The organism is Flagellimonas taeanensis, from assembly GCF_003584105.1.
Lineage (GTDB): Bacteria > Bacteroidota > Bacteroidia > Flavobacteriales > Flavobacteriaceae > Flagellimonas > Flagellimonas taeanensis.
In genome coordinates, this window is sequence record NZ_QXFO01000009.1 from 52,768 (window position 1) to 76,271 (window position 23,504).

Annotated in this window: 28 protein-coding genes; 8 read left to right on the forward strand and 20 right to left on the reverse strand. The window is 44.2% G+C overall.

Going from position 1 to position 23,504, the window contains the following annotated elements; genetic code table 11:
- Position 1: 1 nt before the first annotated feature.
- From D2V93_RS03505 to D2V93_RS03520, 4 genes are all read right to left on the reverse strand, one after another.
- Entirely contained in the window at positions 2-376 is a 375-nt protein-coding gene (locus D2V93_RS03505) for a DUF1304 domain-containing protein (protein WP_409557886.1), read from the reverse strand.
- Positions 373-915 (reverse strand): 3-hydroxyanthranilate 3,4-dioxygenase, encoded by a 543-nt coding sequence (locus D2V93_RS03510; RefSeq protein WP_072876859.1) that lies wholly within the window; start codon positions 913-915, stop codon positions 373-375. Before D2V93_RS03510 ends, D2V93_RS03505 begins: the two co-directional genes overlap by 4 nt.
- A gap of 106 nt (positions 916-1,021) precedes the next feature.
- The gene (locus D2V93_RS03515) at positions 1,022-1,531 is read right to left on the reverse strand and encodes a CAP domain-containing protein (RefSeq protein ID WP_119618416.1); all 510 of its coding nucleotides are present in this window, start codon (positions 1,529-1,531) and stop codon (positions 1,022-1,024) included.
- 186 nt (positions 1,532-1,717) lie between these two features.
- The gene (locus tag D2V93_RS03520) at positions 1,718-2,248 is read right to left on the reverse strand and encodes a CvpA family protein (protein ID WP_119618417.1); all 531 of its coding nucleotides are present in this window, start codon (positions 2,246-2,248) and stop codon (positions 1,718-1,720) included.
- A 59-nt stretch (positions 2,249-2,307) separates the two neighbouring features.
- On the opposite strand from D2V93_RS03520, the gene D2V93_RS03525 reads away from it, so the two are divergent.
- From D2V93_RS03525 to D2V93_RS03545, 5 genes are all read left to right on the forward strand, one after another.
- Positions 2,308-2,664 carry a hypothetical protein gene (locus D2V93_RS03525; RefSeq protein ID WP_072876209.1) on the forward strand — a complete coding sequence of 119 codons (357 nt, stop codon included), beginning with the start codon at positions 2,308-2,310 and terminating at the stop codon, positions 2,662-2,664.
- Positions 2,665-2,668: 4 nt separating this feature from the next.
- Positions 2,669-2,977, forward strand: a complete 309-nt coding sequence (locus D2V93_RS03530) for an antibiotic biosynthesis monooxygenase family protein (RefSeq protein WP_119618418.1) — start codon at positions 2,669-2,671, stop codon at positions 2,975-2,977.
- Positions 2,978-2,982: 5 nt separating this feature from the next.
- Entirely contained in the window at positions 2,983-4,650 is a 1,668-nt protein-coding gene (locus D2V93_RS03535) for a glycerol-3-phosphate dehydrogenase/oxidase (protein ID WP_119618419.1), read from the forward strand.
- A 255-nt stretch (positions 4,651-4,905) separates the two neighbouring features.
- Complete coding sequence (locus D2V93_RS03540; protein WP_147377355.1) at positions 4,906-6,099, forward strand: hypothetical protein; 1,194 nt, start codon at positions 4,906-4,908, stop codon at positions 6,097-6,099.
- 5 nt (positions 6,100-6,104) lie between these two features.
- A complete protein-coding gene (locus D2V93_RS03545; protein ID WP_143070649.1) occupies positions 6,105-6,749 on the forward strand; it encodes a hypothetical protein in 645 nt (214 codons plus the stop codon).
- A gap of 53 nt (positions 6,750-6,802) precedes the next feature.
- On the opposite strand, the gene D2V93_RS03550 is transcribed toward D2V93_RS03545, so the two are convergent.
- Positions 6,803-7,804 (reverse strand): NAD(P)H-dependent glycerol-3-phosphate dehydrogenase, encoded by a 1,002-nt coding sequence (locus tag D2V93_RS03550; RefSeq protein WP_119618421.1) that lies wholly within the window; start codon positions 7,802-7,804, stop codon positions 6,803-6,805.
- A gap of 125 nt (positions 7,805-7,929) precedes the next feature.
- Here D2V93_RS03550 and D2V93_RS03555 point away from each other — a divergent pair, with 125 nt between their 5' ends.
- Both D2V93_RS03555 and D2V93_RS03560 read left to right on the forward strand, forming a co-directional pair.
- Complete coding sequence (locus tag D2V93_RS03555) at positions 7,930-8,847, forward strand: nicotinic acid mononucleotide adenyltransferase (protein WP_119618422.1); 918 nt, start codon at positions 7,930-7,932, stop codon at positions 8,845-8,847.
- Between the two features lie 248 nt (positions 8,848-9,095).
- A complete protein-coding gene (locus D2V93_RS03560; protein ID WP_119618423.1) occupies positions 9,096-10,628 on the forward strand; it encodes a SulP family inorganic anion transporter in 1,533 nt (510 codons plus the stop codon).
- 343 nt (positions 10,629-10,971) lie between these two features.
- On the opposite strand, the gene D2V93_RS03570 is transcribed toward D2V93_RS03560, so the two are convergent.
- The 13 genes from D2V93_RS03570 to D2V93_RS03630 all read right to left on the reverse strand — a co-directional run bounded on the left by D2V93_RS03570 (position 10,972) and on the right by D2V93_RS03630 (position 21,610).
- Positions 10,972-11,577, reverse strand: a complete 606-nt coding sequence (locus tag D2V93_RS03570) for a DinB family protein (protein ID WP_119618425.1) — start codon at positions 11,575-11,577, stop codon at positions 10,972-10,974.
- Between the two features lie 130 nt (positions 11,578-11,707).
- Positions 11,708-12,673, reverse strand: a complete 966-nt coding sequence (locus D2V93_RS03575; protein WP_119618426.1) for an SRPBCC family protein — start codon at positions 12,671-12,673, stop codon at positions 11,708-11,710.
- 141 nt (positions 12,674-12,814) lie between these two features.
- Positions 12,815-13,525, reverse strand: coding sequence for a hypothetical protein (locus D2V93_RS03580; protein ID WP_119618427.1), 711 nt, complete (start codon positions 13,523-13,525; stop codon positions 12,815-12,817).
- A gap of 29 nt (positions 13,526-13,554) precedes the next feature.
- Positions 13,555-14,736, reverse strand: a complete 1,182-nt coding sequence (locus D2V93_RS03585) for an alpha/beta hydrolase-fold protein (RefSeq protein ID WP_245978081.1) — start codon at positions 14,734-14,736, stop codon at positions 13,555-13,557.
- A gap of 162 nt (positions 14,737-14,898) precedes the next feature.
- Entirely contained in the window at positions 14,899-15,405 is a 507-nt protein-coding gene (locus D2V93_RS03590) for a hypothetical protein (protein WP_119618428.1), read from the reverse strand.
- Positions 15,406-15,565: 160 nt separating this feature from the next.
- On the reverse strand, positions 15,566-16,279 hold the full coding sequence (locus D2V93_RS03595) for a hypothetical protein (RefSeq protein WP_119618429.1): 714 nt from the start codon (positions 16,277-16,279) through the stop codon (positions 15,566-15,568).
- Positions 16,280-16,468: 189 nt separating this feature from the next.
- The gene (locus D2V93_RS03600; RefSeq protein ID WP_119618430.1) at positions 16,469-16,942 is read right to left on the reverse strand and encodes a hypothetical protein; all 474 of its coding nucleotides are present in this window, start codon (positions 16,940-16,942) and stop codon (positions 16,469-16,471) included.
- A 2-nt stretch (positions 16,943-16,944) separates the two neighbouring features.
- On the reverse strand, positions 16,945-17,760 hold the full coding sequence (locus tag D2V93_RS03605; RefSeq protein WP_119618431.1) for an META domain-containing protein: 816 nt from the start codon (positions 17,758-17,760) through the stop codon (positions 16,945-16,947).
- Positions 17,757-18,179 (reverse strand): META domain-containing protein, encoded by a 423-nt coding sequence (locus tag D2V93_RS03610; RefSeq protein WP_072876177.1) that lies wholly within the window; start codon positions 18,177-18,179, stop codon positions 17,757-17,759. The genes D2V93_RS03605 and D2V93_RS03610 overlap by 4 nt, the downstream gene beginning before the upstream one ends.
- 84 nt (positions 18,180-18,263) lie before the next feature.
- Complete coding sequence (locus D2V93_RS03615; RefSeq protein ID WP_119618432.1) at positions 18,264-18,971, reverse strand: membrane or secreted protein; 708 nt, start codon at positions 18,969-18,971, stop codon at positions 18,264-18,266.
- An 83-nt stretch (positions 18,972-19,054) separates the two neighbouring features.
- The gene (locus D2V93_RS03620) at positions 19,055-19,534 is read right to left on the reverse strand and encodes a c-type cytochrome (RefSeq protein WP_072876173.1); all 480 of its coding nucleotides are present in this window, start codon (positions 19,532-19,534) and stop codon (positions 19,055-19,057) included.
- Positions 19,535-19,639: 105 nt separating this feature from the next.
- A complete protein-coding gene (locus tag D2V93_RS03625; protein ID WP_119618433.1) occupies positions 19,640-20,614 on the reverse strand; it encodes a YheT family hydrolase in 975 nt (324 codons plus the stop codon).
- An 18-nt stretch (positions 20,615-20,632) separates the two neighbouring features.
- Positions 20,633-21,610 carry an NAD(P)H-dependent flavin oxidoreductase gene (locus D2V93_RS03630; protein ID WP_119618434.1) on the reverse strand — a complete coding sequence of 326 codons (978 nt, stop codon included), beginning with the start codon at positions 21,608-21,610 and terminating at the stop codon, positions 20,633-20,635.
- A gap of 117 nt (positions 21,611-21,727) precedes the next feature.
- Here D2V93_RS03630 and D2V93_RS03635 point away from each other — a divergent pair, with 117 nt between their 5' ends.
- The gene (locus tag D2V93_RS03635; protein WP_072876167.1) at positions 21,728-22,207 is read left to right on the forward strand and encodes an acyl-CoA thioesterase; all 480 of its coding nucleotides are present in this window, start codon (positions 21,728-21,730) and stop codon (positions 22,205-22,207) included.
- Here D2V93_RS03635 and D2V93_RS03640 read toward each other — a convergent pair.
- Both D2V93_RS03640 and D2V93_RS03645 read right to left on the reverse strand, forming a co-directional pair.
- Entirely contained in the window at positions 22,204-23,106 is a 903-nt protein-coding gene (locus D2V93_RS03640) for a DMT family transporter (RefSeq protein ID WP_072876165.1), read from the reverse strand. The genes D2V93_RS03635 and D2V93_RS03640 overlap by 4 nt on opposite strands.
- On the reverse strand, positions 23,103-23,456 hold the full coding sequence (locus tag D2V93_RS03645; RefSeq protein WP_072876163.1) for an arsenate reductase family protein: 354 nt from the start codon (positions 23,454-23,456) through the stop codon (positions 23,103-23,105). The genes D2V93_RS03640 and D2V93_RS03645 overlap by 4 nt, the downstream gene beginning before the upstream one ends.
- Positions 23,457-23,504: the final 48 nt, after the last annotated feature.

The window sequence follows — 23,504 nt, forward strand, 5'->3', positions numbered from 1 at the left end:
TTCAAAGCATTTGATGGGCCAAGAGCAATGCAATCCCCAAGAGGGCGGGCAAGGCTTGGACGGTAAAGATCTTTTTGGAAGCGGTCAGTGCCCCATATATCCCGGCAACGGCTACGCAGCCCAGAAAGAACAAAGCGACATATATCTGCCACTGAGGGTCTTGGATGATGAGGGACCACACTAGCCCTGCGGCCAAAAAGCCATTGTACAGCCCTTGGTTTGCCGCCAAGGTCTTGGTGGGCTCGAAAAGGTCTTCAGGAAAATTGCGGAACACCTTTTTTGCCTTGGTAGTCCATGCGAACATCTCCAACCATAAAAAGTAGAAATGGAGCAAGGCCACAACGGCTATAATGATTTTTGAAACGAACAGTATCATTCTTCCTTGGCTACAAAACGTTCATCAACAGGCATAACCGTTCCGCAATTGTCGCAGGTGCGCAGTTCTTCGGAACCATAAAAGTGCTTGAAGTGGGCCAAAAAGTCCTTCTCGATGTCGTTGAGGGTAAAATAGGCCTCATAGAGTTTGTGGTTGCAGTTGTCACAAAACCACAACAGTCCATCATCTACGTCCATATCGGCTCTTTTGCGTTCCACCACCAACCCTATGGAGCCTTCGTGGCGTACAGGGGAATGGGGAACCTTGGCAGGATGCAGGTACATATCACCGGGGCCCAATTTCATCGTCCTTTTCTTTCCATCTTCTTGGATGTGTACCTCAATATTCCCTTCCAACTGATAGAACAGTTCCTCGGTCTCATTGTAGTGATAGTCTTTTCGGGCATTGGGCCCGGCAACGACCATAACAATGTAGTCCCCGGACTCTTTATAAAGGTTTCTGTTGCCCACCGGGGGTTTAAGGGTGTCTCGGTTTTCCTCGAGCCATTTATTGAGGTTAAAAGGAGCCTGTATTGCCATGATCAAAGATTTTACGAAAGGTAAAAAAAACCTAGATGGCAACATAGGGAATAACAAAAAAGACCTGCAATGGGTGCAGGTCTTTTATATGTGAGTAGAAGGTTCGTTATTCCACTTTTATAAAAATCTGGGTAAAGTATGGCCTGCCCTCCTTGTCCAGTTGGATGCTCAGGGTGGTGTGGGTATAATCCCCTTCCAGGGCCTCTTTGTGCGATGTGCTCTCCAACCAGGCATCCACGGTCAGCTTTGCTGAAGTGTAGTATCTGGCCACATTTTCTGAAACGCCCACGGCATGTGACTCCTCGGCTATTTTGGATGCACGGGACTCAAAATTGTCGTGGCTCAACCTGTTTTTGGAAATCATGTAATCGTTGTGTTCCTCGGCATATTTATATGAAGCGGGATTGTCTTGAAGAGGATTCAACCCAATCGAATTTCGATGTTGGTTCACCATGTCCACGATCTCATCTTCCAAGGCTACGGGATCTATGGTCACCTTTTCATTTCCGAGTTGGGCCTCGGTGTATTTCTCTTCTTCTTCGGGAGATGTTGTACTGCATTGACCAAATACGAATAGCAATGCCATGGCCATCAATGCGACATATATTTTTTTCATTCTCGGGGTGTTTTCAGGAGTGTTCTAAGCTCCGTAGTGTTCTGTTTGCTAAGCTAGTGGAGTACGGCTCCTTTGCCATAAAATTTCCACAGGAGGGCAGATTCTTACGTTGAATGGCAAAAAAGTGGGATTTGATGTCTTTTGGACCGGTGACCCAAGCTCCTTTAATCGGAAAAAAGGAACCTTTTAAATGGTCTCTGTCTGTGGTTCTACAGGTACTTCGGGGTCCTTTTCTTCATCATCCAATACATAGGAGAATACAAGGGCGCCGATTTCCTTTATTGGTTCGTAGAAAATGGATTCCTGTTTGGTCTCTTCATTGATCAGTCCCAATGGAGCAGCAAACCGTTCGAAGAAAATCAACAAGGCCCCTAGGATAACAGCCACTTTCAACATGCCGAAGATGGCCCCGGCAATCTTGTTCAGAAGGCCCAACATGGCAAAATCCGCAATCTTCGTCAAGAATTTGCCTGCAAGGTTCACCACGACGATGATGGCAAAAAAAGTGATGAGGAATGCGGCGAGCTTGAGGTACTGCTCACTCCAATCGAACTGTTGGGCAAGGTATTCCCCGGTAATGTGCGAAAAGTGGATGGCTCCATATATCCCGGCAATGAGCGCGACCAATGAGGCCACTTCCACAAAAAGACCATTCTTGAGGCCTTTGTAGAGGCCCCAGACCAAAAGAATCCCGATAATGATGTCCAAAATGCTCATATCCGATCTTAACAAATATAGCATATTGATTTGTACCTTTGGGTTATTAGTTAGAACAGATGTCCAGAGACGAAAAATTAAAGGAACGTTGGGAGTACTTGGTGAGTAAACTGTCGGGACAGTTTTCCGACGGTGACCCCTTGGAATTGGATGGTATCATCTATTTGGTGGGTGTGCAGGAACTTGGCAATTACCATCGAAAGTTTAAAAAAGACGAAAAGGTAAACCTGATGCACATTGCCATCTGCAGGTTGTTGGAACCCTACGGTTATTACGACTTTGATTTTTTTGATGATGAAGGATGGCCACACTATAAGGTAAAGGAACAATTGCCACCGCTAAAGGCCGGGGAACAGACCGTTTTGATGAAGGAGGCCCTGGTCAATTATTTTTTGGAGAAAGAATATATCACCTGAAAAAATGGAACTGGACAAACCGTATTATGCCGTAATTTTTACCAACCTAAGGACCGAAGGGGACGATGGTTATGCCCAAATGGCTCTTGAAATGGAAGAACTGGCCCAACAGCAGCCGGGGTTCTTGGGAGTGGAAAGTGCCCGTGACGGTCTGGGCATCACTGTAAGCTATTGGGACAGTTTGGAGGCCATTGCCAATTGGAAAGCGAACATGGACCACATACAGGCACAAAGGAACGGGATCAAAAAATGGTATTCCTGGTATAAAACAAGGATCTGCCGGGTGGAACGGGAATACGAGTTCAACAAGTAGACACTATGGGTGAGAGCATAGCTTTTTCAAACACGGACCGAAAAAACAGCCTTCAAACTTTGGCACAGGAGGCTTACGACCTCGTGGTGATCGGTGGGGGCATTACAGGGGCTGGCATAGCCTTGGATGCATCTGCCCGTGGGCTGAAGGTCCTCTTGCTCGAAAAGGGCGATTTTGCGTCAGGCACCAGTAGCAAATCCACCAAGCTCATCCATGGGGGGCTCCGATATTTGAAGCAGTTCGATTTTTGGTTGGTGAAGGAAGTGGGTTCCGAAAGGGCCATTGTGCACAAGTTGGCACCCCATTTGGTGATTCCCGAGAAAATGCTGCTCCCCTTGATCGAAGGGGGGTCCTATGGAAAGTGGCTCACCTCCATCGGGTTGAAAGTGTACGACATCCTTGCCCAAGTGGAAGGGGATGACAAAAGACAGATGTTGGAAAAAAAGGAGGCCCTGAAACTGGAGCCCCTTCTACCCAAGAAAATATTGAACGGAGCGGGCTATTATGCCGAATACCGGACCGATGATGCCCGGCTTACCCTGGAAAACATAAAGACCAGTCTCCAATTTGGGGCAAAGGCAGTGAACTATGCCAAGGTCATCGATTTTGTATATGAAAATGAACGCGTGGCCGGAGTCACGTTCAGGGACGAGGTATTTGGGGGCGAATACCATATCTCCTCCAAATATGTCATCAATGCCGCGGGACCTTGGGTAGATGAACTTCGTAGCGTGAACCAGTCCAAAAAAGGAAAACGCCTGCATTTGACCAAGGGCGTGCATTTGGTCTTCCCAAGGGAAAAGTTACCGGTACAACAGTCGGTGTATTTTGATATTCCGGACGGCAGGATGATGTTCGCCATTCCCCGCGGAAAGGTCACTTACATTGGCACCACCGATACCAATTTCAATGCGGACAAGGACCATGTCACCACGGACATCGCCGATGCCATCTATCTGATCTCGGCAGTGAACCATATGTTCCCGGACATCCATCTGGAACTGTCGGATATCATATCCTCATGGGCCGGTTTGCGCCCCTTGATCCATGAAGAGGGAAAATCCGCATCGGAGCTTTCCCGAAAGGACGAGATCTTTACTTCGGATACGGGATTGGTGAGCATTGCCGGGGGCAAGCTCACGGGGTACAGAAAAATGGCGGAGCGGGTGGTGAACCGCATTGCCAGAAACATGGAGGAAGACCATGACATCCACCTAAAACCGTGCACTACGGACAAGATCCCACTTTGTGGCAACGATTTCAAGAAATTCAAACACGTCCAGAAATACATTGCCACGGTCTTTGACCGATTGCACGACAGTGGCTTTTCCGAGTACGATGCGTGGTACCTCGTGACCACTTATGGCAAACAGACCGAGACCATTTTGGAGCTATATGCCCAGACCAAATCTGGGGATTCCTTGGAAAGAATGGTCCGTGCGGAGGCCCAGTTCACCATAGCGTATGAAATGGCGTTGACCCCATTGGACTTTTTTATCCGAAGGACGGGACGGCTGTATTTTGATATTGACAGCGTCCGTAACCATATGGTCCCTGTTTTGGAAGAGTTCCAAAAAGCATTCGGCCATTCCGCTGAGGAAGTGGATGCTTTTCAAAAGGAACTGGAACAAGAGTTGGACCACCATTCCAATTTTTCGTTGGACCGAGAATAAAGTCATTTTCCACCACCAGAACGGGTTGTTCTTCCAGACTTCTTATGCCAAAGGCAATCAAGGGGCACAACACGCACTTTGCATAAATTTCAACGACAATTTGCTTTCATTTCACAGGTGAATTTGTCCATTCCTCAATTCAAACAGGGCATCCATCAACCCAAAAGGGGCATCCATCAATTTAATACAAATTGTACGATGAGTTTTACATAGTTTGCGGACAATCTTACAATTCACTAACCAAAAGCCTACATCATGCGATTTTCTATAATGAAATCTTCAATCACATGTAATGCATTTTTTCGACTTTGTGCATTTGTTTTGACCATGTTTTTAGCTTCATGTCAAAATGAAGAAGAACATAGTTTGCCTTTGGAACAAAACCAATCCATTTCATTGTTTTTTGACAAAAAAGGTATTGAAAAAGCAGAATTGGAAGAAAAATTAACCTACAAGAATTATCACCTTACCTATTTAATGGAAAAAACGCTTCAGGCAAGTCCTGATTTTAATGAACAAGTATCGAAGAAATCTGGAAAAGAGAGAAATCCAGGCATTTTTTATTTTGATGATCTCTTGAGTGGGGATATTGTAGGTAAAGGACAAACAACAATTAATGATAACATTCGATTTTCCTTAAACGCTTTTATTGATTTGGATGGGGAGTCTTGGTATCCATACATGCATAAGATTAAAGAGGGAAAAGGTACAGCGTCCTTGTTTTTGATCAATAGTTATGACCCAGATACAGAGAATGAAATTGTTCAGGGCTATAAACTAGATGCTACTGGACAATTGAAACTGAAATATAGGGATTTGTCCGAAGAAGATATTTTCGGAACTAATCCCAAACCAGAAGCATTGGAAAATGATGTTTTTGTGCTTGGGATTTCTCCCGAAGACCAAGAATACAGATTACCAGATCCCATATTAGAAGAAGGATTTGGAGGCGGCGGAGGGATTAGTAATAATTACGTAAAAATGGAGTATGTCAAAATAAAAGACAAAAAAGAATCATGGGTCGAAAAAGCTGATGTTAAATTTGAAGTTGTTGATGTGACCGCCTCCTCATTGACTCCAGGAGATTTTAGTACACATTGTGGGCCGAATGCTGGATTGGGATGTTATTGGGATGGAAGTTTCTTGGTTCACTGCAACAACGGTGAAGTAGGTGACAAAAGGCTTATAAACAGAGATATGGGAATTCTTCAAACAGGTGAACTGGCTAAAATAGCAGCGTTTGTAATCTTCGAATATGACTCTTGGCCTGCACCAACGCATGTTTATGAAAAAATATTGAATGGAGAGACACTAAAGGTTGGTTATCGATCATATCAGTCGCCATACGATGAATTAACAGCCAATTTTCACAACCAAAATCCATATAACCTTATCAATGGAAGAAATTTATCGCGCAACAACAGTGATATTGAATATAACTTAAAATGATTTTAATGAAGACAGTCAAATTAACATTGTTGTTGATTGTTCCTTTCTTTTTGACTGCTCAAGAGCCTATTGGTGATGCTAAAAACAGCTTGCAGTTTCTTATTGGAACGGAATATAGAATAACACCCGTTTATGGTTCAACCATTTACCATGAAAACGCAAATTTAACTAATATTGACAAACAAAATGCTGGAATCACTTTGAACCTTGGGCTAGAATATGGAATCACAAAAAATTTAGCCGTTGGTTTCTTGAATAGTTTTAGATACGACATGGTAATAGCTCAGCGACCTGAAAGCAACAATGCGATAAATGTGGGGGCGATAGATTATAAGCTTATTGTTGATTACCACCTATATTTTACCTATTACTTTAAAGCCTTTTCTAAAGGAGATATTTTTGTTAGTGCTGGAGTGTCATTGCTTAATACAAATACAGATTTTTCAATCAAAAAGGTTGATGAATATGGTGAAGGGTTTTACATTTCCGATTTTAGTTTCTTCTCCAATAGAATTTCCATTGGGTTTCAATCTTCGAAAAGTAGGGTTTACTTGGGCATGAACTTGTCAAGAACAACCGACTATTTTGAGGAAACAACATCTTTTATAATACCCCATATTGGTTTTAGCTACAGCCTTGCAAGCCTGTAACCCACCCATATTATTTTAGAGTAAGGAAAAATCCATAAAATCAGGAATCAAAATCAATCCAACCTCTCCGTAAGCTTCTCAAAGACTTTCTTCGGATTTTTTTCCTTGTAGAGTATTTGGTACACCGCATTGATGATGGGTGTTTTGGATTTTTTTTCCAGTTTTTCCATCAGCAAATGGGCACTTTTGGTCGCATAATACCCTTCGGCCACCATATTCATCTCCATCATGGCACTTTTTACGGTATAGCCCTTCCCGATCATGTTACCGAACATCCGGTTTCTACTGAAGGTCGAATATCCTGTTACCAGAAGATCGCCCAAATAGGCGGAGGCGTTGATGTTCCGTTTCATTTTGTACACCCGGTCAATGAACCGTTTCATCTCACGGATGGCATTGCTCATCAAAACGCTCTGGAAATTGTCACCATAGCCAAGGCCATGAGCAATACCTGCGGCAATGGCATAGATGTTTTTCAGCATGGCCGCATATTCCGTACCGATGATATCGTCCGAGATCTTGGTGCGGATGTATTCGCTTTTCACATGTTTGGCCACCATTTTTGCCTTTTCGGCATCCGCACAGGCAATGGTAAGGTAGGACAGACGCTCCAGGGCAACCTCTTCCGCATGGCAGGGTCCCGTCAGTACACCTATGTTCTCGAATGGAATGTCATAATGTTCATGGAAATGCTCCCCGACAATCAATCCGGTCTCGGGGACAATGCCCTTGATGGCCGAAAAAACAATTTTGTCCTTCAAGGAAAGGTTGAGTTTACTGAGTTCGCTCTCCAAAAAAGCAGAGGGAATGGCGAATATGAGCACATCCGAAGATTGTGCAATCTCATTGATATCATGGCTGAGGTGCAATTGTTCCACCTCAAATTCAACAGAGCTCAAATAGTTAGGGTTATGGCCCTCTTTTTTGATGTATCGTATGGCCGAATCACTTCGCATGTACCAACCCACACTGTCCAAATTTTCCAACAACATCTTCACAATGGCGGTCCCCCAGCTTCCCCCTCCAAAAACTCCAAATCTCAATTTTTCTTCCATGCAGCGAAATTACGCCGTAAAACCGAATAATAAAATCGGTCGTTCGTTAAATACTGATTGTCAATTGATTAAAAAATTTGGCACAGAGATTGGTCTGTCATCATTGAACCTTAAAATCCACGATTATGAAAAAAAGAAAACTACTCTTGGGAATTTTGATGATAGGTCTTTTGGCCAGCTCTTGCTACACCGAGGTTATCGTGGAAGATGATTTCATTGAGGAATCGCCCATCAATACGGCCTTGGTGTTGGAAAACTACGACATCTGGTATGTGGATATCAATGCAACGAAGGGAAATGGCGAAGTACCGTTTCTGCAACGTGCATTCACCATATCTTTTGACCGGGGCGTCGTGTATGCCAACAATAATTTGGTGGGAATCGGCAAAACGGGCAACGGATTGGGAGTGGATGTGGGCACGTATGGCACCTATAACGATGCGGTGGAAGTGGACCATGATGTGGACGGTCTTTGGCTTTTGGATGTGTATGCCGTCAACAACAATACTTTGGAACTCTACGACCCCAACTCCAACACGTCCTATGTGTTGAGGGGATATTACAGGAGCTCTTTCGATTATGATATGGTCTTTTATGACAACATCCACTATTTCCTGCAGGAATATCAAGTTTGGGAAAAGACCTATACCAGTGAATATGGTGCCCTGAATGAGTTTGATGAGGAAAATTACCTTCAGTTCTTTTCTGATGGCGGTGGATATTTTAGATCTTCCATTGATGGACAGGGCATACCGCTTTCCAACATCCAATGGGACTATCAGGGTGATTATGAGGTGTATGATGTGGCCAATGATGCTTCCCTGAAAACTTTAACACTGGATTATGACTTCTTGGGCAATGATTATTTTGAATTGTACGTTATCAATGACAGTACAATAGAGTTGTACCATGTGTCCAGCGGAACGGTCTATGAGTTTACAGGAAGAGGATACAAGCAGTTTTTGAAGTCTGGAGATACGGGCAAAAAACGTTCAAAGGTGACCAACCCACAAATGAACGTGACCCGACAACGAGATATGTAAGGAAGAACCTTAACGTTCGACTATACAGACAAGTTTTTTTGGTTGGTTATTTAGTTAAGAACCGCCTTGGGCAGCAAAGTCCAGGGCGGTTTTTTTGATGGCTATCCGTTGTCATCTATCAGGCCCATTAGGGGAAACGGTGACAGATTTTCAATGATATAGCATGTGATTGCCATATTCCCAATTCTTTTTCAGGATGGGGACAAACCCATAATTAGTGGTACTTTTGCCCCCTTAAAAATCGAAAGATGAAGAAATACCTCAACCTTTTTGATTTTTCCCAAAAGGTAAACTACCGAACCGAGATCTTATCGGGCCTTACCGTGGCCCTGGCTCTCGTGCCCGAAGCCATTGCATTTGCGTTCATTGCGGGCCTGTCCCCATTGACCGGATTGTACGCCGCCTTTGTGATGGGATTGGTCACTTCCATTTTGGGAGGAAGACCGGGAATGATCTCTGGTGCTACAGGGGCTGTTGCGGTGGTGATCGTGAGCCTTGCCCAGCAATATGGAGTGGAGTACGTGTTTGCCACGGTGGTCTTGGCAGGTATTTTGCAGCTATTGGCGGGCATTCTTCGGTTGGGTAAATTGATGCGCTTGGTACCCCATCCGGTGATTTTCGGATTTGTGAACGGCTTAGCCATCATCATTTTTATGTCGCAATTGACACAGTTCAAAACCCAGGATGGGGAATGGTTGAGTGGCAGCACACTGTTCATTTTCTTGGGATTGGTGTTGTTGACGATGTTGATGATTTGGGGATTGCCCAAATTGACCAAAGTGGTCCCCGCATCCTTGGCCGCTATTTTGGTGGTCTTCGGGATTGTGTTTTTCTTGGGATTGGACACCCGTACCATTGGCGATATTGCTTCCATTCAGGGAACGTTTCCTCCATTTCATATTCCCGATCTTCCTTTGACTTGGGAGACGTTGCAGATCATTTTTCCCTTTGCGGCGATTGTGGCCGGAGTTGGTTTGATAGAGAGTTTGCTGACGCTCAACATTGTGGATGAAATTACCGAAACCCGAGGTAGGGGCAACAAGGAAGCTGTGGCCCAGGGAACGGCCAATATCTTATCCGGATTTTTCTCGGGGATGGGTGGTTGTGCCATGATCGGGCAAAGTCTGATCAATACCTCCAACGGGGCAAGGGCCAGACTTTCAGGGATTTTTGCAGCCTTGATGCTCTTGGTGTTCATCATGTTCGGTTCCAGCTTGATTGAAAAAGTACCCATGGCAGCTCTCACCGGGTTGATGATCATGGTGGCTTTGGGCACCTTTGAGTGGGCCAGTTTAAAAACCTTCCGCCGGATGCCCAAATCGGATGTGTTGGTGATGGTACTCGTTACCTTGGTGACCGTGTTCCTCCACAATCTGGCCTTGGCCGTTTTGGTAGGGGTGATCATTTCTGCCTTGGTGTTCGCTTGGGACAATGCAAAACGGATCAGAGCCAGAAAGTATGTGGATGAAGAAGGCGTAAAGCATTATGAAATCTATGGCCCGCTCTTCTTTGGGAGCACCACCCTTTTTGCTGAAAAGTTTGATGTGCTGAACGACCCCGAAGAGGTTATCATCGACTTTAAGGAAAGCCGTTTGGTGGATATGTCCGCCATTGAAGCCGTGAACAAGATCACGGAGCGCTACCGAAAAGTGGGCAAAAAACTCCACCTGAAGCATTTGAGCAAGGACTGTCAGCGCCTGTTGGCCAATGCCGATGATATTATCGAAGTGAACGTTTTGGAAGACCCAACCTATAAGGTTGTGGTCGATAAGATTGAGTAAGTGCTGCTAACTCGAAAAAAGAGAATAAAGACCAACCCCCAGAACAATTAGGATAACGAGCGCAATACAATAGTTTTGGATTTCTTCCAATCTATCCCTTTTTGCTTGTTGAATGATCTTGTCGCGGATTTTCTTTTGCTCAAAGGGAGTTAGGTCCTTGAACTTCAATTCGGTATTGCTAACATAGCCTTCGTAAGCTTCTCGAATTTCTTTGAAACTACGCCGCTTATGCAACAAAGCACGATTGGCCTTGACTACTTTTACTGCGTGACTTGCGAAACCCATAGACCATCATCTTTATTTATTGGTAATGGATTTTCAAGAAATGTTACAGCGATGGGGTTTAATCGCCCTTGGTCTGTCCCAAAAATGGGTTGACGTTGGGGTTTTGCGGGTTGCCGCTGGCCCTTCGCATCAAGGTGATCTGCCCGGTGTGGTAGATGCAGTCGGAAATCATCCCGTTGATGAGGTTCCAAAACGCAAATTCCGATTCTTGCTCCCCTCTTTTAAAAATCACTTTGAATTTTTCCAGATCCTCGGCACTTTTCCCCAACACTTTGCCACTGGCCGCTTTCAAATTTTGAAGGGTATTGGCCCGTAGCTCCTCATACGAAGCAGGGGTTGGATATTGGGATTTTTCAAAAGGGAGGGCATCCGGGGCCAACAAAATGTTGTTGGACATGGTATTGATATGCGCTATGGTTTCCAAAATGGTTCTGCCGTCCTCGGAAGGCTTGTAGGCGAGGTCTTTTTCGGTAAGGCCTTCGGTGGCCCAATAGAACCGGTAGCCAAGACCGTCAATCATTCGGGCCACTAAATTTCCAGAGGTATATGCTTCGGGATGGGCGGGTATCTCTTTATAGGGAAGTTCCATGTTTTGTGCTTGAAGGGTTACTACGGATAGCAAAAGAAAAAATAAGGAAATGGGATGTAGAAAAGTCTTTTTCATAGGTCGTAAAGGTATGGCAGAATGGGTTTTTAAACTGAAAATTCGCGAGGATTTTCAGAGGTCTGTCCTAGGAACAGTTGGAGGGTGGCAAGAATAAACAATTTTATGCAGAGATTGTTACAACCAGCGTTTACTCATTTTCAGACCTTTTTTTTTCGACCCGCAAAATATTATTTTGTATATCTTTCATTATCCATTTTCCCCACCAACCTGCATAAAAGTTAAAAGTCGTGCTCATTTTAAAACTACTATATAAATGTAAACGATTCAGACCATTTGGTAACTCCTCAAGCTCATAAGTTCCATTCAAAACATCAAAATAATCACCTCCAATTACTACGTGTTCATCTAAGGTGGTTGAAGGGATTTCGTGCGGATATGCTTTTATTGTGAAAACCATTTTCTCATTGTCTTTATATTCCGTTACAGTTTCGTGAAACACAAGACCTTTTGTGAAAATAGCTTCTCTATATGCTCCTACTCCTTCAAAATTTAGTTCTGCTTTTACAGGTCGTGGAAAACCAAGCATTCTTGTTAAATATCCTTTATCTTGTTCAATGGGAATTTCTTTTACACGAGTCACATTGTCCCAAATTTTTTCGGCTGGTGCATTGATGTCAATATAAGTATAGGCTTTATAAGTTCCAGGAATTGTCTCAACCATACTTTCTATAGGTCCAATTAAAAATGGCAATAGAATCAAAATCGAAATTTTTAGACGGTCGTTTTTTTTGCGAGCTTTTAAGTATCCCCCAAATAGTCCACCAATTGATGCAGTTAACAGAAAAACAGGTAAAATCATAATCCAGCAAGCCCAACCTTCAATTCCCCAAGCTAAAGTCAGAATTAAGAACAGGAAAACTGGAATCCAAGGGGTAAATATTCTATATGTAATTCTTTTTGCTTTTTCTTCACTTGATAAATAGACTGTCAAAGATCCAATTATTGTTGGAAGCAAAAACAAAAATGTTACTGACATGACTTGAAAAAAATCATCCCAAGTTTTCAATTTCATTCCAAATATAATTCGGACGAGAATAGCATAAACAACGGGGATCCCAATTACTATTAGAATGTTTTTAAGTTTTTCGTTCATTTTTCTTCTTGATGGCAATAGATTTATGCATGATTAGTCATGGACCTTTGGGCGAAAAAATGTCCTCTTGGTTTAAAGATAATCGATTATGGGTTTTCCGACAGGAAAATCACTTTCATTTGACTTAGCAAGTTGTTAGATCTATTGTTTTTTCCAATGTTCCATCCCATAGGTCAAGTCTCCTTGGGCCTCCATTTCGTTCACCTGTTCTCCCAATCCCAAAAAGTCATTGAACAATGCCATGTTTATCGAGCAATTTTCCTTGTCCAAATGAAGTATTTCAAGTCCGTTTATGATGGTTTGTCCCATACTGAAAGGCACCAGACAATACTCCTTGAATTCTTCGGTGATATAGTTTTCCATTTTCTCAAAATAATCTTTGTACACTCCTAAGGGAGAAACAATGATTTCTTTAAGATTTTGGACTTGATAGGGGATCAAGTCATTTTCATAACTCAAAACCGATTTTTCGAGGCCATACACCTGAAAATACTTTCCCAAATGGCTGACCGCAAAATGGAGCTCCTTGTAATTCCATCTATTTCCAGAGCCATAGGAGTCCAATGTCAAATAGCCGCTATAACTGGGCACGAAACCAAAAGTTGTTCCTTGGGTATTTTTCCCCAATGCAGCACTGATTTTCTTTAAAAATGCCACCCAATTTTTTTCATACGTCTTCTTGTCGGCAATTTTTTCATCAAGTAATTTTTCCAGTTCCTGTATGCCTGGGTACTGTCGGTAAATATCAAAGTCCTGGTGTTTTTTGATCCCGATGGGGTAATACTTTATGATGGAATGGTATAAGGGCCAAAAATCATATTCGTCATAATTGAATGAAAAATTATTGTCCATCGAATAAACTGATTTTTAGGGTCATCATTTTACCGGTTCAACTCCTTTATTTTTAGTGAAGCGTTGGTATTGTCCGGGTCCAGCCCAAGAACTTTTTTATAGTTTTCGATTGCTTTTTGGGTGTTTCCCAGCGTCTCATAGGCCTCTGCCAAGCTATCGTATGCATTGGGCGACTTGGGGAAGTTTTCCACATTCAACAGGAAAAACTCCAATGCTTTGGGTCTGTCCTCCGCATTTCTGCTTTGTAGTAGGGCATAACCCAGTTGGTTCACAAGGTGTTCGGGGGGTGCAAAATCCCAGGAGAGCCGTTCCGAAAGTTCCTGAAAATGCTCGGTGAGCTGCTCTTTGGCAGCGATGTCCCGATAGGAAATCCCGTAGCCTTCAAAAATTGCCGAGATTCCGTTGTGAAAGGCAATGATGGGGACCGAGCTATGGTTTTCATGCTCGAAGTATTCCAATTTGGCGGGCAGCGTACCGCTGTATTTGCTGTTCAATGACTCATAGAACCTTACATGGCGATCCCGGTTCCGGATATTTCTTTTGCCCCAATTTGCCGTGGCCATGTAAAGGAACCTTTTAAAGGAACCATCGGTCAATGCATCCAGTTTATGGTCCATGGTTTCTGAATCCCAAGTTCCAAAACTCGGGTCGACCGCAATGAATGCATTGAAAAGTGTTTTTTCTTTCAGATAGGCATGGGCGGCCAAGAGACCCCCTAACGAATGTCCAAAAAGGATTCGATAGGGCACTGTTCTATACTTCTGGTCCAAGTCTGGCAAAAGTTCATCCTCCAAAAATTGAAGAAAGCGGTCCCCTCCGCCGGAAGTGTTCGCCCTTGTGGTAATGATTTTGTCCGGGGTGTAGTCCCTTCTTCGGTCCACATTCTGGATGGCGACCACGATCATCTCCGGGATTTTTTGGTTTCTGTAAGCGTCGGCGCTCATGTAGTTTACCATCCCCGCTATGGGCTTGAAGTGCACATTTCCATCGAGTACGATGAGCACCGGATACCGCTTATAGGACGATCCTTTATCGTGATAGGACTCGGGAAGGCTGATCCAATAGTCCCTGTCTTCCTCCAAAACGGTGGACCTAAGGGTGTGTTTTGTGCCGAGGACAATTTGTTCCTCAACTTGTGATTGCATCGGACGGACCCCTATCACCAAAAATAGGATGGCCATAAAAGGTGTGTGGATAAAGTTGATTTTCATAGGATTGGTAACAGTTTCGGTTATGGTTTCGTGGTGGCTGGGGGGTTGGCAGTCGGCAACATGGGCCGCAGTACGAAATCATTCTTTTGATTGTTTACTTTTATTAAAAATAGGGAATTTAGTTAAAGGGAAGGGAGTGCAATGAATTATAGACAGTGTTAGCTACAGTTTTTCATATTTTAATTTTTCTTTGCGCAACATTTTTTCCACTTTCGAAATCAAATTTTTAGTGGTTCCATTGGCTAATATTTTTATAAGATAGTAATAGCCGAATCCGAATATAGGCAAGAATAAAACTTCAATTTTTTCAACCCCATTTTCTATCAATAAATAGACCCCTAATCCAAAAGTTAGAAGCGCAAAAATTAGAGAAAACCAATAATGCAAAAGGAACGTAAGTCCATTTTTTCGTTCCAATATTAGTTTGCTTTCAGTTCCATTTGTATTAGAGTTATGGCATTTTACATTCAATTTTACCATAGGGCCTAGATAAGGCCAAAAAGTAAATAATGAAGCTTCTTTGAATACTTCTATTCCATTATCATAGGAAACTTTGCCCGATAAATTATGGTGATTTACAAGCGTATTTTCCCTTATTCTTTCCGCAATAATTTGATTCAGTTTGCTGGCAGGGTGGTAAAGTTTGTATTTAAATATTTTTTCTCTCAATAAATACTCACATTAAAATTGTAGCTAACGGTCTCGTATAACCAGTCACGGGTTAATATTCGGTTTGGCACAGGCGTTAGCAATTATGAGTGGATTCGGACGTAGTCGAATCTGCCGTAATTGTGGTTATACATTGTTAGCTTTAGCAATTTTTGTTTGATTATTTAATTCTTAAATCCTCTATTTTGTTTACAACTATTTGAATTTTGTCCAAATCCTCTTCTTTAATGTTTGTCAATTCAAGAAGAGTATAGAGCTCATTACCCAATGGGCTTATTTTAAATGTTGATATTGACATTCCAATTGCCGCTCCTGCTTGCTTTAAAAGTTGGTGGTTGTATAAATTCAATAATTCTGAGTAAAAGTCTTGATATTCAAATAATTCTTTTGCGTTTTCATCATGGAATGATTCCATCCATCTACTTGCTTTTAAAACATTTACTTTCTTGACATACGCTAAAATTGTAAGTTGACGGAAACTCAATTGCTCAATTATTCTTAAAAGAGTATTTCCTTTTTCAAAACTTATTGAAGAATCAAAATTGATGTTGGCTAAAAAATTTGCATAAAACTCAATTTTCTTTTCTTCATATTCATTTCTTGCCTTTAAGAGTGTTCCTTCCAATATGGATTCAGCAGCAGGTCTATCGTTCAATTGCGGCTCAAAGAAATCATCATTCCGCATAACGCCTCCTAAACTTAAACGTTTTTCAATTTTTTTGAAGGCAATTGATAAGGTTGCCCCTAGACGAATTTGTTCCCTATCGCTTAAGTAACGAGTTGAAATTTCATTCCCAACTTTTTTAAATATTTCTGATAATACTGGACCTACAATGGCTCCACCAATTGCACCAGCAGGCCCTGCAACAGCCAAACCAATTAGTGCGGCTGAGACATTTCCTCCAATTTCCGAACCCTTTTGAAGGATATATTTTAATCTATTTTTTTCTTGGTCAATTATTAAAGCTAACTTGTCTATCTAGATGCATTTCACATCCATATATCCCAAAATCGAGATATCATCGGTGTATTTGGGCCTTCTCTAAGTTGTATTACAGTTTAATCACGGTTCACAATCCGTTTTGGTCAACGGCATGGACGAGCTAAAACTAAGGGAAGTTGGGTCCTGGAATTCGGTTCCGGTCTCGTCCAGTGCGCCAAATCCTTCAATCAACTGGACCCCCTTCACTAAAAAGGCCACTTGGCGGGTGCTTTCCATACCTTCGGACATAAAGGTGTAACTCCCGAGGAGCACACTGTCCATCAAGACGCCGGCAAAGGTTCCCTTGTTGGCATCTTTTTCCTTAAGCGCATAGTCCAGATTGCCCAATACGGCACTGTTGATCTCGGTGATCTCCAATACAATGCGGTTACCGTTGGCGTCATAGGTATAGCAACCTTCTTCCAAAGTAGGCATAGATTGGGGCGGGGCCACGATTTCGGATGCTTCGGGAACGCTGTCCACTTCTTTGGTCTCCTTGGTCTTGCAACTGGCCACTACGGAGAGGGCAAAGCAGGCAAAAAGTAGTTTTTTCATGATCAGTCTATTTTTTTGAATATGAGTAGGTTTTCTTGGCTTCCATTGGAAAGGTACAATCTGTTGTTTTCCACTTTGTAGGTGGTGCCGCTTTGCAGGGCCTTCAAAAACTCGGATTCCCTGTCCATTTTAGAGCAGGCCATTTGGGTGGAGGCAATCTGGGCAAAACGCAGCAGGTCTTTTTCGTAGAACAGGCTTCCGGTCATCCGGTTGCAGCCCGAAAAACCTGAAAATCGGTTGTCGTTGGTATAGATTTCCATATAGGGCACATCCTTCCCGTTGAATTCCTCTTTGGATACTTTTTGGGACATCATTTCCTCCAGCACCCAGATATCATTGAGCCTGTAATCGGTCACATAGGAGCCGCAGCCTTCGAGGGCATGGGTTTCTTCCTCCCCTGTTTTTTTATAGGAAATCGTCACGGAGTAGGGCGATACTTCGCCGGACATGGCATTGGTGCATTCTTTTTGGGAGATGATGACGTCCATGGACGTGGCCTCGGTCTGTGCGCGGTACATCTTTATGTTGGCATCCTGCACCCTGATAGGTTCGGTATGGGGCACAATGATGGTGTCCCCTTCAATCGTGCTGAGTTCCACCTTGTCCCCATAGATCTTGAGCCCCCAGAAAGGTTCTGTTCCCGTGGCCTTGAAATAGTTCTCAGCGTATTCTATCGGTAGGTCTCCGGTATTTTCTTCGGCTTTGATGGTGTCTGTCGTTTCTTCAGTGGCTTCTGTCTGTTCGCTATTTTGTTTTTTCATTTCCACGCAATGGGTAAGGAACACTAGAAAACAGACGGCCATTATGGATTTTTTCATGACCCTATCTTTTTGAAGCGCATCATGGGGACCTCGCCCATCAACAGATTGAGTTTTCCATCCTCATCGAAGGAAAAGCCGTCGATTTTCTTCATCATTTCCAAAAATTGGCGCTCACTGCCACCACAGAACATCATGGTAGTGGGGCCAGGTTCGCCAAAGGAAATGGAGCTTCCTTCCAAAACGTATTCGGCGGAATAGCCATTGCAGCTATCCGTGCCTGAAACTTTTGAGGATTCCTTGTCAAAGGTGATCTGTGGTTTTTTGTCAGGGAAGAGCCCTTCAAAGGCAATCCTTGGGCCAGTGATGTAATCCAGTTCCCAAGTGGGGCCATAGAGCGCCTCGGCACTGGATTTGGAATTGCTACAGGAATCTGCCAGGACTATGGCAAAGAAAAACAATAGGATAGAGGTTTTCATTTTGTACAGAAATTAATGGTTAATGTTTAGGAAAAATACTAAAAAAATAAATCAAACATTGCCCCCTGTAACCTGAAACGACTTTTACTCCGTTCGTTTGCTCCAGACCTCATATATGGGCTGTCCTTTGCTGCTCAACCCTGAATGGTGCCAATCCCCGTCTTCCAAGCTATAATCAAATTGCAAACTGGCGCCCACCCTGGAGTCGTCCCGGGAAAAGAAGCCGATGTTCTCCGTGTATTTTCCATCCGCGGTGGTGTAGGTCCCCCCACCTGTGCCCATGAACCCCTTGGTCTCGGTATTGTAGGCGATCCATTGGAAACGGGTGCCGGACATGATTTTCATGGTCTTGCGAGGGCCCGACGTATCTCGCTTTACGACCTCGCCATCCTGCTTTCTGCCGGATATGAGCCAAGCACCGGACAAATTGCCGGGAGTCCCATCATCGATCTTGGTCCAGGCCACATCGCCCAAATGGAGTTTGCCGTCCACAAACTCGTACGGGACGCTTTTTTGTGTCCCCACCAGTTCGGGATCCACTGAGGCATACTCGAACAGATAGGTGAAATTTTGGCCATCGGCCTTGTAGCTTCCACCTTTTGTGCCGATAAATTTTCCAGTGCCCTTTTCAAAAAAGGCCTTGGAGATGTAATCCCCGGCTATGATGGCAATGTATTGTACCTCGGTCCCTTGCTCATTGGTCTGGGTCATTTCCCAGGCACCTTGCAGGTCTTGCGAGGGCACTGCGGTCACAGATAGGCAACCGAGCAATGCAAAAAGAAGGTGTTTCATGTTTGTTTTAGTTTATAAAATGCAAAATGCTGTTGCTTTACTTAAAAAACAACAGCATTTCAAAGAAATTTATGGACTGATTTTTATAGTGTCCTCAGATATTCCGCCAGGTCCCTGGCCTCTTCCTCGGTCAGGTTCTGGTTCAGCATAATGGCATTGTTGTATTCTTTCAACAGAGCTTTGGCGATGGGGTCTTCCTTGAGCATCCCATCAGGGTTCAGGATCATGTTCATGACCCATTCCGGACTTCTTCTTTCATAGACTCCTTTCATCGCAGGTCCTATCATACGTTGGTCCACCATGTGGCAAGCCACACATACGGCATCGAACTTGGCTTGTCCGCGAGCGGCCATTTCTTGGTCTATCTCATCGGGGAAATCCACATTTTTGATGGGCCCTACGCCTTTGTTGTCCAAATCCACGGGAACTCCCCCGCCAGTTTCGGCTTTTTTCTCTTCTGTTTTCGTACGGCTTACTTCAAAACCGTCCTTTTTCTCTTCTTTCTTTCCGCCACAACTTGCCATAAAGGCTCCCAAGGCCAAGAACAGGATTGCTTTTTTCATTGTTTACGTTCTATTGAAGTTTGTTTGTGCAAATAGAGCTACTAAGATAGGCAATTAGGGGCTAATAATTCAGTGGTTTTTTGTTTTCCATCCCAGGAAATACCACTACAACGTTTTCTTTTGGAACGAATCAAAAAAATGCAAGGCCCTATTTTCCGTGTAGGTGATGTTGTTTTTGCCCCAAAAGCCGACATGCCCGCCATGATCTGGAGTTTCCAGAAAAAGATGGGGGTTTTTCTCGGTTTCCACAAAAGGATAGCATTCGGGACTCAGGAACGAGTCATTTTTGGCATTGATGATGAGACTGGGTACATTGATGTTCGGCAAGAACTGAAGGGAACTGCATTTGGCATAATAGTCCTCGGCATCCGTAAAATGGTGTGCACGGCTTGTATAGATATCATCAAAATCCTTCAATGTTTTGATCCGCTTGATGTCGGCGTCCGAGATGAGGTCGGGAAAAAGGAGTTGTTTCTGCCGCAGTTTGTCCAACAAGTTCTTTTTAAAACGTTGGGCATACAGGATGTTCTTCGTGCTGAGCAGTTGTCTGCACGAGCTATGAAGGTCGCAGGGCACCGATACGGCCACCGCGCCTTTGATTTCCTTTGGGACCACATTTCCTTCCCCGAGGTACTTCAGCAAGAGGTTGCCTCCTAGACTGAATCCTTTAAGATAGATTTCCGCATAGTCCCTTGTGTTGAGAATATGGTCGATGAGTTCAATGAGGTCCTCCGTGGCCCCGGAATGATAGGAGCGATAGAGTTTATTGGGTTCTCCACTGCAACTTCTAAAGTTTATGGCGCAGGCATCATAGCCATTTTGGTTCAGGATCTTGGCACTGCCGGTAATATAGGGGCGTTGGGCATCTCCCTCCAGGCCATGGAGTAGTACGACCAGTTTTTGGGTCGGGGAATTGGCCTCACTCCAGTCCAAGTCCAAAAAATCACCATCCAAAAGTGTAATGCGCTCCCTTTTTTGTACCACCCCATTTACCGAACGGATAATACCTGAGTAAATGGTGGACAAATGACCGCTTTTGAAGAACAGTGGGGGGCTATAATTGGATGCAACTTGGGGCATGGGTCTTGAAGTTGATGATCAATCCTTTGGGAAAATCGCCAAAAGTTTGGCCTGTTCCTCAACGGCAGATTTAAATTCACTTTTTAAGGTCTGTACCAATTCGGAAACCGAAAGTACATTGTCAATGGAAGTCACTCCCTGACCCGCCGACCAAATGGTCTTCCAGGCCTTGGCCTCGGTGTTGAGCTCTTTGCCAAAATCGATCTTCGTGTCCTTTTTCAGGTCTTCTTCGGTGATTCCGGCAGCCTTGAGGCTGGCAGCCAAGAAATTGGCATGCACCCCGGAAATGGCAGCCGTATAGACCACATCACTGGCCCCGGCGTCAACGATCATTTTTCGATATTCGTCAGTGGCCTGGCTTTCTTCCGTATTGATGAAACGGGTGCCCATATAGGCAAGGTCGGCCCCCATCTGCATGGCGGCTGCAATATCCCTTCCGGTGCTGATACAGCCCGAAAGGATAATGGTCTTGTCAAAGAATTTTTTGATCTCGGTGATGAGGCTCATGGGGTTGATGGTGCCACCGTGCCCACCAGCTCCTGCCGATACCAGGATGAGCCCATCCACGCCTGCCTCTGCAGCTTTTTCCGCATGGCGTTTTTTGATGATATCGTGGAACACCAAACCGCCATAGTTGTGAATGGCATCGACTACCATGCTCACGGCACCAAGGGAGGTGATCACCAAGGGCACTTTGTGCTTCATGCAAAGCTTCACATCCGCCTCCAACCTCGGATTGGTGGGGTGCACCACAAGGTTGACCCCGAAAGGTGCCGGTTTTTTCCCCGTTTCCTTTTCAAATTGTTCCAGTTCCGACTTTATTTGGACGAGCCATTCCTCAAAACCTTCACTGGTGCGTTGGTTCAATGCGGGAAACGTTCCGACAATACCGTTCTTGCAGCATTCAATGACCAATTTGGGTCCGGAGATCAAGAACATGGGAGCGGCGATGACAGGCAGGGAAAGGTTTTTGGTGAATTCGGCTTTTTGGCTCATGAGATCGGTGTTAAACTATGTTTAAAAATAGGATTAATTCTGTTGCCCCATTGGGCCCAGTTTTCAAAACTATGGTATTTTTACAACTATTATGCATGCATAACAAAATAACCCGCTATGTTTTTTAAGGAATTTGAGATTCGTTGGAGCGATCTGGATGCCAATAGGCACATGGCCAACTCGGCCTATATCAATTTTATGAGCCATACCCGAATGGCCTATTTGGGACAGTTGGGGTTCAACCAGACGAGCATGGCCATCCACAATATTGGCCCAGTGGTATTTTATGAGCACGTCTATTATTTCAAAGAGGCCTTTCCTGGCAGACCGGTGAAAGTTTCCCTAGAGTTTGTGGGGATGAGCGAGGACGGAATGTTCTTTGAGTTCCGCCACAATTTTTATGATATCAAGGGCAAGAATTTTGCCCGTTGCGAGATGATGGGTGCTTGGATCGATTTGAAGGAACGAAAATTGATCGGTCTCCCCACTGAATTTTTGGAAGCGTTCCAAGCCATGGAGCAATCCAAGGATTTCAAGACGTTGACCAAGGAAGACACCCGAAAGTTTGTGCAGGTTCCGAAGGACTTGGAGGGTTAACGATTGCTTGGTCCTGCCTTCTGCCTTTTACTTGCCAGGTACACGCCCACCAACACAAAGGCCGTGGCCACGATCTTCACCAAGGTAAGATGGTCCTTCCCCGACAAAAGGGCATATATAATCCCTACCAAGGGCTGCATATACATAAAGGCGCTAATGGTGGATGCCTTGAGCTCCGTAAGGGCAAATACATTGAACAAGTAGGTCAAAAAGGTAGTGCCGATAACCACAAAGACCACAGAACCATAAGCCCAGAGCGGCATAGTGGACCACTCAATTTCCAGGACCTCGGGCAAGGTAATGGGCAGGTTGATGATTACGGCAATGGTGAATAGCCATTTCATCAATGTAAAGGGATGGTACTTCTCAATCAGTGTTTTGACCACAATGAGGTATGCCCCATAAGATGTGGCATTGACAACAAACAAAAAATTGCCCAAGGGAATGTTGGGGGCATCTTGTCTAATTTCTGCTCCAAAAAGGATAAGTCCCAATGCCCCGGCAAAACCCAAAAAAACACCAAGACCCTTGTTAAGGGTAATCCGTTCGCTCAAAAAGAGAGCGGATAGGATCACCACAAAGATCGGGGTAATGGTTACCAATACCGCACTGTTTATCGGGGTGGAAAGTTGCAGTCCCTTGAAAAAGGAAAGCATGTTGATGACCATGCCCAAAATGGAACAAGCCAAAACTCGCAACCAGTCCCTCTTCTCAATTTTTTCCTTGGGACCGAATAGGGAAATGATCCAAAATAGCAACGCTGCTCCCGTTACGCGCAACATAATGAACCCAAAAGGCTTCACATAGGTAGGCATAACGCCTTTTGCAACGGTATGGTTGATGCCATAAATGGTGGTGGCACCAATGGCAGCCAATATCGCCAAGGTTCTTTTGCTCATTTGTGCAAGGCCTCTTTTGCGGCCTGGACCACTTTTTTGGAGTTTCCAACAAACACCTGTCCATCCACAAGGATCACAGGTCTTTTTAAAAAGGTATACTGTTCCAAGATCAAATTTTTATAGTCGGTCTCGGAGAGTTCCTTTTCGTGCAATCCTCTTTGGCGGAACAGCATGGCCCTCTTGCTGAAGAGCGACTCATAATCGCCGGAAAGGGCAGCCATTTCTTCCAATTGTTTGGGGGTAATGGGTTCCGATTTGATCTCTTGTAGTTGGACCCCGTCCAATGGAGCCAATTCTTTGAGGATCCGCTGGCAAGTGGAACAGGTGCCCAAATGGTATATTTTTTTCATGATAAATGCTGCTGTGTCGACAAAGGAAGGCAAAAATCAATCAAAACG